10 protein-coding genes are annotated in these 13460 nt (G+C 70.7%); 5 read left to right on the top strand and 5 right to left on the bottom strand.

Features of this window, described 5'->3' with window-relative positions:
* Window positions 1-16: 16 nt before the first annotated feature.
* Complete coding sequence (locus QGN31_RS01645; RefSeq protein WP_014943078.1) at window positions 17-1363, bottom strand: acetyl-CoA C-acetyltransferase; 1347 nt, start codon at window positions 1361-1363, stop codon at window positions 17-19.
* A gap of 151 nt (window positions 1364-1514) precedes the next feature.
* Here QGN31_RS01645 and QGN31_RS01640 point away from each other — a divergent pair, with 151 nt between their 5' ends.
* Window positions 1515-2879, top strand: a complete 1365-nt coding sequence (locus QGN31_RS01640) for a 3-oxoacyl-ACP reductase (RefSeq protein ID WP_014381390.1) — start codon at window positions 1515-1517, stop codon at window positions 2877-2879.
* A 9-nt stretch (window positions 2880-2888) separates the two neighbouring features.
* Entirely contained in the window at window positions 2889-3731 is an 843-nt protein-coding gene (locus QGN31_RS01635; protein WP_008261782.1) for a MaoC/PaaZ C-terminal domain-containing protein, read from the top strand.
* Between the two features lie 20 nt (window positions 3732-3751).
* On the opposite strand, the gene QGN31_RS01630 is transcribed toward QGN31_RS01635, so the two are convergent.
* The 4 genes from QGN31_RS01630 to QGN31_RS01615 all read right to left on the bottom strand — a co-directional run bounded on the left by QGN31_RS01630 (window position 3752) and on the right by QGN31_RS01615 (window position 8628).
* Window positions 3752-5005: a chloride channel protein gene (locus QGN31_RS01630; RefSeq protein WP_043955466.1), complete on the bottom strand. Its 1254-nt coding sequence runs from the start codon at window positions 5003-5005 to the stop codon at window positions 3752-3754.
* A gap of 25 nt (window positions 5006-5030) precedes the next feature.
* A complete protein-coding gene (locus QGN31_RS01625; protein WP_014383448.1) occupies window positions 5031-5675 on the bottom strand; it encodes a TetR/AcrR family transcriptional regulator in 645 nt (214 codons plus the stop codon).
* Window positions 5676-6294: 619 nt separating this feature from the next.
* Entirely contained in the window at window positions 6295-7377 is a 1083-nt protein-coding gene (locus QGN31_RS01620) for an IS110 family transposase (protein WP_438362663.1), read from the bottom strand.
* Window positions 7378-7476: 99 nt separating this feature from the next.
* On the bottom strand, window positions 7477-8628 hold the full coding sequence (locus QGN31_RS01615) for a glycoside hydrolase family 3 N-terminal domain-containing protein (protein WP_014385987.1): 1152 nt from the start codon (window positions 8626-8628) through the stop codon (window positions 7477-7479).
* An 87-nt stretch (window positions 8629-8715) separates the two neighbouring features.
* On the opposite strand from QGN31_RS01615, the gene QGN31_RS01610 reads away from it, so the two are divergent.
* From QGN31_RS01610 to QGN31_RS01600, 3 genes are all read left to right on the top strand, one after another.
* Window positions 8716-8910, top strand: coding sequence for a DUF2613 family protein (locus QGN31_RS01610; RefSeq protein ID WP_008261786.1), 195 nt, complete (start codon window positions 8716-8718; stop codon window positions 8908-8910).
* A gap of 86 nt (window positions 8911-8996) precedes the next feature.
* On the top strand, window positions 8997-9170 hold the full coding sequence (locus QGN31_RS01605; RefSeq protein WP_007769006.1) for a DUF2613 domain-containing protein: 174 nt from the start codon (window positions 8997-8999) through the stop codon (window positions 9168-9170).
* 58 nt (window positions 9171-9228) lie between these two features.
* The gene (locus QGN31_RS01600; protein ID WP_014943080.1) at window positions 9229-13437 is read left to right on the top strand and encodes an alpha-(1->3)-arabinofuranosyltransferase domain-containing protein; all 4209 of its coding nucleotides are present in this window, start codon (window positions 9229-9231) and stop codon (window positions 13435-13437) included.
* Window positions 13438-13460 lie beyond the last annotated feature (23 nt).

The following is a 13460-nucleotide window of genomic DNA, read 5'->3' as shown; positions in this document are numbered from 1 at the left end:
CTCATGGGCCCGACGGTCAGGCCTCCAGGATCGCGGCCACTCCCTGGCCGCCCGCCGCGCAGATCGAGACCACGGCGCGCACCGGCTTGCCCGCGCCCTTCTGCTCGGCCTTTCGCTGCGCGAGCTGCTTGGCGGCCTGAGCCAGGATCCGCCCGCCGGTGGCGGCAAACGGGTGGCCGGCGGCCAGCGAGGAGCCGTTGACGTTGAGCTTGGACCGGTCGATCGAGCCCAGCGCGGCGTCCAGCCCCAGCCGCCCCTTGCAGTACTCCTCGGATTCCCACGCCTGCAGATGACACAGCACAACCGACGCGAACGCCTCGTGGATCTCGTAGAAATCGAAGTCCTGCAGGCTCAGGCCATTGCGGGCGAGCAGCCGCGGCACCGCGTACGTGGGCGCCATGAGCAGGCCGTCCCGCCCATTGACGTAGTCGACCGCCGCCGTTTCGGAGTCCACCAGGTACGCCAGCGGTGTGAGCGAGTGGGCCTCCGCCCACTCGTCGGTGCCCAGCAGGGCGACCGAGGCGCCGTCGGTCAGCGGGGTCGAGTTGCCGGCCGTCATCGTCGCGTCGCCGGCCTTGACGCCGAACACCGGCCGCAGCTTGGCCAGCTTCTCGGCCGACGAGTCCGCTCGCAGGTTGTCGTCGCGGTACAGCCCCAAAAACGGCGTGACGAGGTCGTCGAAGAAGCCGCGGTCGTAGGCGGCGGCCATGTTGCGGTGGCTGGCGGCGGCCAGCTCGTCCTGGGCGACGCGCGAGATGCCCATCTGCTTGGCGGTGATCGCCTGGTGCTCCCCCATGGACAGCCCGGTGCGCGGTTCGCTGTTGACCGGGATCTCCACGCCCAGGGTCGCGGGCAGAGTGCCCACCAGCTTCAGCCGCTGCACGTTGGACTTGGCGCGGCGCAACTTCAGCAGGGTGCGGCGCAGGTTGTCGCCGAGGCCGATCGGCGCGTCGGAGGTGGTGTCCACCCCGCCGGCGGCGGCCACCTCGTAGCGGCCGGCCGCGATGCCGTCGGCGGCGGCGATGGCCGCCTGCAGGCCGGTGCCGCACGCCTGCTGCAGGTCGAACGCCGGCGTGTACGACGCCAGCTGCGAACCGAGCACGCATTCGCGCGTGAGGTTGAAGTCCCGGCTGTGCTTGAGCACGGCGCCGCCGACCACCACGCCGAGCCGCTCGCCGGCCAGCCCGAAGCGATCCACCAGCCCGCCCAGCGCGGCGGTGAACATGTCCTGGTTGGAGGCCTCGGCGTAGGCGCCGTCGGACCGGGCGAACGGGATGCGGTTGCCGCCCAGGATGGCGACGCGCCGCCGCTCGGAGCTGCGCTGAGCAGCCGGTGTACTTGCCTCAGAACTTGCAGGGGCCACTGTTTTCTCCGTGCTCGTGCGGTCTATCGGTTTGGGATTCGCCCGTCTGGGGCCATACTACCCACTGTTCTTACTCTGCAGTAAGTTCGTCCTCGATACGGTTGTGCTGTAGGCATACCCCGACTTCGCAAGAACATGGAAGGTAGCTCCGGTGGCTCCCAAGGTCTCGTCCGATCTGTTCTCTCAGATCGTCAACTCCGGTCCTGGTTCGTTTCTCGCCAAGCAGCTCGGTGTTCCCCAACCCGAGACGCTGCGCCGCTATCGCGCCGGTGATCCACCGCTGGCCGGGGCGCTGCTGATCGGCGGGGAGGGCAGAGTCGTCGAGCCGCTGCGCGCGGCGCTGGACGCCGACTACGACCTGGTCGGCAACAACCTGGGCGGGCGCTGGGCCGACAAGTTCGGCGGGCTGGTCTTCGACGCCACCGGCATCACCACGCCCGAAGGGCTCAAGGGGTTGTACGAGTTCTTCACCCCGCTGCTGCGCAACCTGGGCCACTCGGCCCGCGTGGCGGTGGTCGGCACCACGCCCGACGGCGCCGCCAACCCGCACGAGCGGATCGCCCAGCGCGCGTTGGAGGGCTTCACCCGCTCGCTGGGCAAGGAGCTGCGCAACGGCAGCACGGTCGCGCTGGTGTACCTGTCGCCGGACGCCAAACCCGCTGCGACGGGCCTGGAATCGACCATGCGGTTCATCCTGTCGGCCAAGTCGGCGTACGTGGACGGCCAGGTGTTCTATGTCGGGGAGGCGGACTCCACACCGCCGGGTGATTGGGAACGGCCGCTGGACGGCAAGGTCGCCATCGTGACAGGCGCGGCCCGCGGCATCGGCGCGACGATCGCCGAGGTGTTCGCCCGCGACGGTGCGCGCGTCGTCGCGATCGACGTCGAATCGGCCGCCGAGGCGCTGGCCGAGACGGCCAGCCGGGTGGGGGGCACCGCGCTGTGGCTCGACGTCACTGCCCCCGACGCCGTCGACAAGATCACCGAGCACCTGCGCGAGCATCACGGCGGCCACGCCGACGTCCTTGTCAACAACGCCGGGATCACCCGCGACAAGCTGCTGGCCAACATGGACGATGCGCGCTGGGACGCCGTCTTGGCCGTCAATCTGCTTGCCCCGCTGCGCCTTACCGAGGGGCTGGTCGGCAACGGCAGCATCGGCGAGGGCGGCCGGGTGATCGGCCTGTCGTCGATGGCCGGCATCGCGGGCAACCGCGGCCAGACCAATTACGCCACCACCAAGGCGGGGATGATCGGCCTGACCCAGGCGCTGGCCCCGGAGCTCTACGACAAGGGCATCACCATCAACGCCGTCGCACCGGGATTCATCGAGACCCAGATGACGGCCGCCATCCCGCTGGCCACCCGCGAGGTCGGCCGCCGGATGAACTCACTGCTGCAGGGCGGCCAGCCGGTGGATGTCGCGGAGGCCATCGCCTACTTCGCCAGCCCGGCCTCGAACGCGGTGACCGGCAACGTCATTCGCGTATGCGGCCAGGCCATGCTGGGCGCATAGGAGAACGTGATGAACCAGCCAAGCGGCCTGAAGAATCTGCTGCGCGCGGCCGCGGGAGCCCTGCCGGTGGTGTCCCGCGGCGGCGGACTGCCCACCCGCACGGTCACCATCGAGGAACTGCCCATCGACCGCACGAACGTCGCCGAGTACGCGGCGGTGACCGGCCTGCGCTACGGCAACTGCGTGCCGCTGACCTACCCGTTCGCGCTGACCTTTCCGGCGCTGATGTCGCTGGTGACCGGGTTCGACTTTCCTTTCGCCGCAATGGGTTCGGTGCACACCGAAAACCACATCACCCAATACCGCCCCATCGCGGTCACCGACACCGTCGGCGTGCACGTGCACGCCGAGAACCTGCGCGAACACCGCAAAGGTCTGCTGGTCGACCTGGTGACCGATGTCAGCGTCGGTAACGACACCGCGTGGCACCAGGTCACGACCTTCCTGCACCAGCAACGCACCAGCCTGTCCGACGAACCCAAACCGCCCCCGCAGAAACAGCCCAAGCTGCCGCCACCGCCCACCGTGCTGCGCATCAGCCCGGGCCTGATCCGGCGCTACGCCGTCGTCGGGGGCGATCACAACCCGATACACACCAACCCGATCGCGGCCAAGCTGTTCGGATTCCCCACCGTGATCGCGCACGGAATGTTCAGCGCCGCAGCCGTATTGGCCAACATCGAGGCCGCCATCCCGGACGCGGCTCGGTACTCGGTGCGCTTCGGCAAGCCGCTGGTGCTGCCCGCGACGGCCGGTCTCTACATCGACGAAAACGACGACGGCTGGGACCTTTCGCTGCGCAACATTGCCAAGGGATACCCGCACCTGACCGGCACGGTCCGGCCGCTTTAGCTTCTACCGGTGGCGATCGGCTAGCCGGCGTGCGTCGAACCGCGCCCGCAGGCAAGCACTTTCAGCGCGTGGGCGGCGGTCGCGGTCAGCAGGAACAGCGCAAACAACCACAGCGGCGGGCGGGCGAGTTCCCACACGAAGATCGCCGCCCAGATCGGCGAGCCCTGGGTCACCGCGAGCACACCGGCGGCCCCGGCCAGCGACACCGCCGGCACGTGCAGGTGCGTCCCGCTCGCCCAGTTGATCGCCAGCACCAGCGCCGCCCCCGCCGCCGCGCCGGTGGCCAGCGACGGCGTCAGCAGCCCGCCCGTACCCCCGGCGCGCAGGAACAACGCTGTCAGAAGGGGTTTCAATGCCAGGATCGCCAGCGCGGACACCAGGGTCATGCCGCTGGCCAGGCTGACCGTCAGGATGCTGCGGCCGTTGCCGGGTAACTCGGGCCACCAATGCGAGCAGACGCCCATTACCAGGCCCGCCCCGGCCAGCGCCGGGATCAGCGCCCAGCTTCGCACCGGGCGCGGCGGCCGCGCCGCGGCCATCAACCGGTTGAAGGCCCAGCCCGCCGCGAAAGCCACCGGCGCCAACAGCAATCCGTGCGCTGTCAACAGATAGGTCGATTCCTCGATCGGCCACTGCAGGTTGGGTTGATCGCGCGTGATGGCCGAGCCGATGGCGACCGCCAGGCCGGAGGACAGGAACGCCGCGCCCACCGCACGCGGGTGCCAGGTGCCCAGCAAGGTCCGGGTCGAGAAGAGCGCCCCGGCCAGCGGAACCGCATACACCGCGCCCAGCCCCGCCCCGGCCGCGCAGGCCAGCAGGATCTCACGGTCGCGCCCGGAGAGCCGCTTGAGCCATCCGGTTCCCAAATCGCTTAGCACCGCGGCGAATTGGCGTGGCGCCCCTTCCCTGCCGAGCGATGCTCCCGACCCGACGAGCACCACCTGCAGCATGGCGTCGATGCTCCACGAGAGCCGCGGCACGCGTTCTCGGCGGGCGATGGTTTCCGCCAGCGGCGGCACGTCCGTGCGGCGCCGCAGCAGCCACCACCCGAGCGCGGCCAACGCGGCGCCGATCATCGGGCCGACCACGCGGCGTATCGGGCTGCTGGCGGCGACCCCGGCCAGCAGGGTGCCGAAGCTGTAGTGGTAGGTGGCGTGCTGGACCGCCCGCAGCACGAGCGTCGTCGCCAACCCGGCGACGCCGGCCAGCAACCCGACGATGACGACCGCGCAAAAGAAGTCGAGGTTGCCGCGGTCCGTGCGGGCGACGGGCATCGGGGCCACCTGACGAAGGAGGGGTCTAGTCGCCGGCGGCATCCGAGCCGTCCGGCTGGGACCGGGCCGCTTCCCGCTCCTCCGGTGAGCCTTTGAGGCCGTACCAGAACAGGTCGATCATCAGCTGGGCCGCCTCGTCGACATCGATATCGCCGGTGGACAACCGATTGGCCACCGCCTCGCCGGCGCCCACCAGCGCCACGGCCATCATCTCGTGCTCGATGTCCGGCCGCGGCGCGCGGCTGCCGGCCCGCATCAGCCCGGCGACCAGGTCGATGATCTGCTCGCGTCCCTCGCGCACCATGTGGGCGAACGCCTGCGAGCTGGTGGCCTGGGTGTACATCACGATCCACGACGCCCGGTTCGCGTCGATATAGCGCATGAACGACGCGATCGTGTTGCGCAGCATGTCATTCGGGCTCTGGCGAAAGTCGATGTCGGCGCGCAACACGTCGATGAACCGGGTCATTTCCCGGTTCAGGCAGGCACCGAACAGGTCCTCCTTGGAGCCGTAATACAGGTACAGCATGGGCTTGGAGATCTGCGCCTCGGCGGCGATGGCGTCCATCGAGGTCTCGTGGTAGCCGTTGACCGAGAACATCTGCACGGCGGCGTCGAGCATCTGCTGCTCGCGCACGGCGCGCGGTAATCGCTTGGTACCACCCGCCATCGCTCGCCTCTCTAGCCCGTCTATCTGACTCAAGAGTAAGCAATGCGGCCGGACCGCACAGCACTAGTGCCCACGGCGGCGACCCGCTTCGCCCGGGGTCGACTATGCGGCGACCCGCTTCGACGGCCCCGCCGCGCCCGTCTTCGCCGCGCCTTGGCCCGTCTTCGCCTCGCCTTGGCCCGTCGAGTGTGAATCGTTGGCTTTCGGTGTGAATCTGCGGCGGCGACACGCCGATCGGGCGCGCCGCCACTGCACACTCAAAGCCGTCAGTTCACACTCAAGGTTGCGGCGGCCGGCTCACGCCGCGCTCGCGATCGCCGCTGATATGTGAGTCATTTTGTCAAGGGGCAGGGTGAAGCGGCGGCCGCAACCGTCGTCGAGGCCGCCGCTTCGTTGACCAGATGAGCGTTGAGGTGTCGAGCGTGTCGTGTCGACGCGTGTCAGTCTGATATACGCGGGTTGGTTACCGCAGGACGGGACTTTCGAGTCGGAGCGGTCCGCTTGTCTAGATGTCGAGCGTGATCGGTTGTGGTGCAACGTGATTGCTCATAGCGGCGACGCGGGTCACTCCAAGACGCTTGCCGACATCTGCTTGCTCATCTGGACGTTTGTGGGCCGCTTAGTCCTCGAGGACGGCCAGCGACCAGCACCATCCGGCCAGCTCACGCGCGATCGCGGCGTTGGCCACCACGGAGCGTTTCTTGCGCTCATCGAATCGCATCCAGCGTTCATGCAGGCGCCGGTTGCCGGCCTGGCCGCGGGCGCGGGCGGCTGGGGATGCGGCATCCCAGCGGCGGCGCATCACCGCGCCGGGCCGGTAGGGGGCTCGGTGATGCCAGGCGGCTTCGATGAGCAGGCGGCGGGCATGACCATTGCCGGTCTTGGTCACCGCGCCCTGGGTTCGCGTCGCTCCTGAGGAGTACTCGCTTGGCACCAGCCCCAGATAGGCGCCGATACTGCGCCCGGTCAGCCGAGACCAGTCCCCGATCTCGACGGCCAGCCCGAACGCGGTCAGCGTGGACACCCCGCGCAGACACCCCAGCCGGGTCACCACCGGGGTGAACCGCGAATCAGCGGCCATCTCGGCGATCGCGGTATCGAGGCGCTCCCGGCGCTCGAGGGTGGCCAGCATCGCGTCGAAAGCGGTGTCGTAGGCCAGCTGCAGCGCGGCACTGTCGAACCGCTGCCGACGCAACCACCGCTGATGCTCACGGATCCAGGCTCGTCCACCGCAATAGACGATCCCCTGGCGCAACAACAGTTTCGACAGTCGATGCCGAGCAGACATCAAATCCCCACGGACATCCTCGCGGGCCCGCACCAAATCCCGCGCCGCTTCCTGCTCGATGCTGGGAACCGTCACTTCGGTGATCTGGCCCAGATGCAACAACCGCGCCAGATGCGCGGCGTCGCGGGCATCGGTTTTGACTCGGTCACCCGTCGGGCGAATCAACTTCGATGGCGCAGCCACCACACAGGCGATGCCCGCGGCATCCAACGCCCGGGCTAACCCGAACCCGGTCGGACCCGCCTCATAGGTCACCGCCACCGGGCCCGGAAGATCCCTTAGCCATGCTGCGATCTCACCACGGTCGGGGGTCAACCGCCGCTCGAATACCTCCCCGGTATCCCCATCCAACCCACACCCGACCACCGATCGGGCGTGCACATCCAACCCAACACTCGTACGCTGAATCTTCACTGGGGCCTCCATCCACATCTGTGGCTCTACTGGCCAGGACCAACTTCCTGACAGCAACCCACGTTCACATGTGGCGAGGCCCCAGCCTCCTCATACCGTCTAGTGCCCGCAGGTCGGGCCGGGGCCCTTCATCTTCGCCACCCGCACCAGCGCCTCATCCACCCGTCGTGTCGGCAGTTCGCCTGAGGCGACGGCCTTTTGCAAGCGGTCCAGCACCGCGGGCACCTCGTCGGTGGTGACCCACAGCGCGACGTCGACGCCGGCCAACAGGCTGCGCAGCACCGCCTCCGACACCCCGTACCGGTCGGAGATGGCGGCCATGCTGGACAGGTCGTCGCTGAACACCGGGCCGGTGAACGGCGGACCCTTGTAGCCGACGCCGTTGCGCAACAATTGCACCGCCTCGGGGCTCAGGCTGGCGGGGACATCGCCGGTGAGGCCCGGGACCTGCAGGTGGCCCACCATCACCGCGACCGGCGCCGCGGCCACCAGCGACCGGTAGGGCACCAGGTCACTGGTCTGCAGGTCGGCGAGCGGCGGCGTGACTACCCCGCCGGTGTGCGAATCACCCGAGCCGTGCCCGTGCCCGGGGAAATGCTTGAGCACCGGCAGCAGCCCGGCGTCGCGGAGGCCCTGCGCGTACGCCCCGGCGTAGTCGGTCACCGTCTGCGGGTCCGCGCCGAAGGAACGGTTGCCGATGACGGCGTCGTCGTCCTCGTCGCTGACGTCGACCACGGGAGCGAAGTCGACGGTGATGCCCAGGTCGCGCATCTTGTGGCCGCGGTCGGCGGCCAAATCGTGGACCTGCTGGACGGTTTGTGTCTGCGCCAGCTCCCGGGCCGGCGGCGACGTGCCGATCAGGGTCTTCAGCCGCGACACCCGGCCACCCTCTTCGTCGACGCTGACCGCCAGCGGCAGCGGTCCCGCCTTGGCGCTGATGTCCGCCAACGGCCCCTGGAAGATCGTCAGGTCGGTCCAGCTGCCGATGAAGATCCCGCCGACGTGGTAGCCGTTGACGACGGCCCGGGCGTCATCGGCGTTCTTCACGCCCACCATCAGGAGTTGGGCCAGCTTGTCGCGGATGCCCAGCGCGGCCGGCACCGCCGCCGGGTCGGCGCACACCGGGGGCGCGGGCGCGGCCGCCGGCTTACTCGACGTCGACGAGTGGGCGGGTGGCGCGGGGTGGTGGCCGCAGCCGGCCACCAGCGCCGACGCGGCCGCAAGCACGGCGAAGGTGCGCGAAAATGCCATCGGGCCATGCTTTCACAGGGGGGCGTTTCGTCCCCGGCCCCAGGGGGCACAAGCGGTAGGTTGCCCATCAGGGGAGGTCAGCAGGCGATGAGCGGTTTCACGGTGGCGGCCGCGGCCAGCATCGCGGCGGGGTTGGCCGTCGGGATCGCGACGACGGTCGGCATCACGCTCGCGGTGGCCGACGACACCGCCGTCCCCGTGCAGGCGCCGGCGCGCCCGGCGTTGCCCTATCAGGTGCAATACGGCGACCGCTGTTTCCACGGACACTGTCTGCACTGGTGACGAGCGCTCGGTCGAACGCTCTTCTGCTAGGTTGGCGCTAGGTTGAAGTCACGACCGCAAGCCCCGCAATTACCCAGGAGCCGTCGATGAACCGGATCGTTGCGCCCGCCGCAGCGAGCGTTGTGGTTGGCCTGTTGCTCGGCGCGGCCGCGATCTTCGGGATCACGTTGATGGTCCAGCAAGACACGAAGCCGCCACTTCCCGGGGGCGATCCGCAGTCGTCAGTGCTCAACCGGGTCGAGTACGGCAACCGTAGCTAGCGGCGAGGTAGGGGCAGCGCGGCCGGAGCCCGCGGAGACGACCCTCACTTCGTCGGCTGTGTCGCGCCGCTGGTTGTGGTTGGTCGGCGCGATCGCGCTGGCGTTGACGTTCGCCCAGTCGCCGGGGCGGATCTCCCCCGACACGAAGCTCGACCTGACCGCCAACCCCCTGCGTTTTTTGGCGCGCGCGACCAACCTGTGGAACAGCGAGCTGCCGTTCGGGCAGGCGCAGAATCAGGCCTACGGCTACCTGTTTCCGCACGGCACCTTTTTCCTGATCGGTCACGCGCTGGGCGTGCCCGGCTGGATCACGCAGCGGCTGTGGTGGGCGCTGCTGCTCACGGCGGGCTTCTGGGGGCTGATGCGCGTCGCCGAGGCGCTGCGGATCGGCAGCCCGGCGTCGCGGGTGATCGCCGCGGCCGCGTTCGCGCTGTCGCCGCGGGTGCTGACCACCCTCGGATCGATCTCGTCGGAAACCTTGCCGATGATGCTGGCGCCCTGGGTGTTGCTGCCCACGATCCTCGCGTTGCGGGCGTCGACGGATCGGTCCGTGCGAGCGCTGGCCGCCCGGGCGGGCCTGGCCGTCGCGCTGATGGGCGCGGTCAACGCCATCGCGACACTGGCCGGCTGCCTGCCCGCGGTGATCTGGTGGGCATGCCACCGACCGAACCGGCGGTGGTGGCGTTACACCGGGTGGTGGCTGCTGGCGCTGCTGCTGGCCACGCTGTGGTGGGTGGTGGCGCTGGTGATGCTGCGCGCCATCAGCCCGCCGTTCCTGGACTTCATCGAATCCTCCGGTGTGACAACGCAATGGTCGTCACTGACCGAGATGTTGCGCGGGACCGACAGCTGGACCCCGTACGTGGCGCCCAACGCCACCGCGGGCGCCCCGCTGGTGACCGGATCGGCGGCCATCCTGGGCACCTGCCTGGTCGCCGCGGCCGGGCTGGCGGGGCTGGCCTCGGCCGCCATGCCGGCGCGTGGCCGCCTGGTCACGATGCTGTTGGTCGGGGCGGTCTTGATGGCCGTCGGCTACAGCGGCGGGCTGGGCTCTCCGGTGGCGCACGCGGTGCAGGCCTTCCTGGACGCCGGCGGCGCCCCGTTGCGCAACGTGCACAAGCTGGGGTCGGTGATCGGCATCCCGGTGGCGCTGGGCATCGCCCACCTGCTCGGCCGGATACCGCTGCCGGGCGCCGCCCCGACGCCGGTGTGGCTGCGCGCGTTCGCCCACCCGGAGCGCGACAGGCGGGTGGCGGCCGCGATGGTGGTCCTGACGGCGCTGATGGTCAGCACCTCGCTGGCGTGGACCGGTCGGCTGGCGCCGCCGGGGACGTTCACCGCCATCCCGCCGTATTGGCATGAGGCCGCCGACTGGCTCACCGAGCACAACACGGGCGCCCCCACACCCGGGCGGGTGCTCGTCGTGCCGGGGGCGCCGTTCGCCACGCAGGTGTGGGGCACCAGCCACGACGAGCCGCTGCAGGTGCTGGGCAGCAGCCCGTGGGGGGTGCGCGATTCGATCCCGCTGACCCCGCCGCAGACCATCCGGGCGCTGGATTCGGTGCAGCGCCTGTTCGCCGCCGGCCGGCCCTCGGCGGGATTGGCCGATACCCTTGCGCGCCACGGTATTTCCTACCTTGCGGTGCGCAACGACCTGGATCCCGACACGTCGCGCTCGGCGCGCCCGATCCTGGTGCACCGCGCCGTGGACGGCTCGCCGGGGCTGCGGAAGGTGGCGCAGTTCGGCGCCCCGGTGGGCCCCGGAACGCTGGCCGGCTTCGTCGCCGACAGCGGGTTGCGGCCGCGCTACCCGGCGGTCGAGATCTACCGGGTCACCGGCGGCGGTGACGTCAGTGACCCCGCCGCGCCCTACCTCGTCGACGCCGACCGGCTGGCCCGCGTCGACGGCGGCCCGGAAGCGTTGCTGCGCCTGGACGAACGGCGGCGGCTGCTGGGCCAGCCGCCGCTCGGCCCGGCGCTGCTGACCGCCGACGCGGGCGCCGCCGGGCTGCCGCTGCCGCCGGGAGGCGGCGTGACCGTCACCGACACCCCGGTGACCCGGGAGACGGATTACGGTCGGGTGGACCAACATTCGTCGGCGATCCGGGCCCCCGGCGACGCGCGGCACACCTACAACCGGGTGCCGGACTATCCCGTCCCGGGCGCGGAGCCGGTGGCCGGCGCGTGGACCGGCGGGCGGATCACCGTGTCGAGCTCGTCGTCGGATTCCACCGCCATGCCCGACGTCGCCCCGGCGACCTCCCCGGCCGCCGCGATCGACGGGGACTCCGCGACCGCCTGGGTGTCCAACTCGCTGCAGGCCGCCGTCGGCCAGTGGATGCGGATCGATTTCGACCACCCCGTGACGAATGCGGCAATCACGTTGACCCCCAGTGCAACCGCCGTCGGCGCCCAGGTCCGCCGCATCCTGATCGAAACCGCCACCGGCAGCACCACGCTGCGGTTCGACGAGCCGGGCAAGCCGCTCGCCGCGGCGCTCCCCTACGGTGAAACGCCGTGGGTCCGGATCACCGCCGCGGGCACCGATGACGGGTCCGCCGGCGTGCAATTCGGCATCACCGACCTGACGATCACCCAGTACGACGCGTCCGGGTTCGCCCACCAGGTCGACCTGCGGCACACCGTGCGGGTGCCCGGGCCGCCCCCCGGCGCCCCGATCGCAGGGTGGGACCTGGGCTCGGAACTGCTCGGCAGGCCCGGCTGCGCCCCGGCGCCCGACACCGTGCGCTGCGCGCCGTCGATGGCGCTCACCCCGGAGGAGCCGGTCAACTTCAGCCGGACGTTGACCGTGCCGGCGCCGGTGTCGGTGACCCCGACGGTGTGGGTGCGGCCCCGGCAGGGCCCGAAGCTGGCCGCCCTGATCGCCGAGCCCGATGCGACTGTTGCCCAGGGTGATTCGGATGCGGTCGATGTGCTGGGCTCGGCCTACGCGGGCACCGACGGCGACCCGGCCACCGCCTGGACGGCGCCGCAGCGGGTGGTGCAGCACAAGACCCCGCCGACGCTGACGCTGAGGCTGCCTCGACCCACCGAGGTCACCGGGTTGCGGCTGGTGCCCAGCCGGGCGGCGCTGCCCGTGCGTCCGACGATGGTGGCCGTCAACCTCGGTGACGGCCCGCAAGTGGCGGCGGTCAAGGCCGATTCAGGCGGGGCGCAGACGCTCGCGCTGAAGCCCCGGGTGACCGACACGGTGACGCTCAGCCTGCTGGACTGGGACGACGTCATCGACCGCAACGCGTTGGGCTTCGACCAGCTCAAGCCGCCCGGGCTGGCCGAGGTGGCCGCGCTCGGCGCCGACGGCAACGCGATCGCGCCCGCCGACGCCGCCCGCAACCGCGGCCGGGAGATCTTCCTCGGGTGCGATCGCGGCCCGGTCATCGCGGTCGCGGGCCGGTTCGTGCACACCGCGATCCACACCACCGTCGGGGCGATACTTGACGATCAGCCCCTGGCTGCGGTGCCGTGCGACCGCGATCCGATCGCGCTGCCCGCCGGCGACCAGGAGCTGCTGATCAGCCCGGGGGCGCAGTTCGTCGTCGACGGGGCCCAACTGTCGACCTCGCGGGCCCCCGAAAGCGCGCGGGCCGAACGTCTTTCGTCCTGGCGGGCATGGGGACCGGCCCGGCGCGAGGTCCAGGCTCCCCCGTCGGCCACCCCCCGGGTGATGGTCATCCCGGAAAGCATCAACCCCGGCTGGGTGGCGCGCACCGGCAGCGGGGCCCGGCTGACGCCGATCGCCGTCAACGGCTGGCAGCAGGGGTGGGTGGTCCCCGCGGGCGACCCCGGCACCATCACGCTGACGTTCGCCTCCAACCCGCTCTACCGCGCGGGACTGGTGGTGGGACTGGCCTTGTTGCCGCTGCTGGCGCTGCTGGCGTTCTGGCGCACCCGAACCCGCGACGCGGGCGCCCCCACGCAACCATGGCGGCCCGGGGCATGGGCGGCGGTCCCGGCGCTGGCCGCCGGGGCGCTGATCGCCGGCGCCGGCGGCGTCGTCGTGATGGGCGCCGCCCTGGGGTTGCGCTACGCGCTGCGCGCCCGGCGCTGGGAACGCCTCGCCCTGGTGGGCAGCGCCGGCGGGCTGATTGTGGCGGGGGCGGCGTTGTCGCGCCAGCCCTGGCGCTCGGCGGACGGCTACGCGGGTCATTCGGCGAACGTCCAACTGCTGGCGCTGGTTTCGCTCGCGGTGCTGACCGCCTCGGTGATCGTCATGCCCGACCGGGAGCGCCGGTCCGGCGACGAATAGTGCCGAATAGTTTTGGCGCGTAG

The sequence above is a fragment of the Mycobacterium sp. 2-64 genome (assembly GCF_035918375.1).
GTDB classification, from domain to species: Bacteria; Actinomycetota; Actinomycetes; order Mycobacteriales; family Mycobacteriaceae; genus Mycobacterium; species Mycobacterium intracellulare.
This window is presented reverse-complemented; position numbering and strand designations above follow the sequence as displayed.

Coding starts and splice junctions, on each gene's coding strand:
- QGN31_RS01635 (WP_008261782.1), top strand. CDS start 2,889: ATGAACCAGCCAAGCGGCCTGAAGAATCTGCTGCGCGCGGCCGCGGGA.
- QGN31_RS01630 (WP_043955466.1), bottom strand. CDS start 5,005: ATGCCCGTCGCCCGCACGGACCGCGGCAACCTCGACTTCTTTTGCGCG.
- QGN31_RS01625 (WP_014383448.1), bottom strand. CDS start 5,675: ATGGCGGGTGGTACCAAGCGATTACCGCGCGCCGTGCGCGAGCAGCAG.
- QGN31_RS01615 (WP_014385987.1), bottom strand. CDS start 8,628: ATGGCATTTTCGCGCACCTTCGCCGTGCTTGCGGCCGCGTCGGCGCTG.
- QGN31_RS01610 (WP_008261786.1), top strand. CDS start 8,716: ATGAGCGGTTTCACGGTGGCGGCCGCGGCCAGCATCGCGGCGGGGTTG.
- QGN31_RS01605 (WP_007769006.1), top strand. CDS start 8,997: ATGAACCGGATCGTTGCGCCCGCCGCAGCGAGCGTTGTGGTTGGCCTG.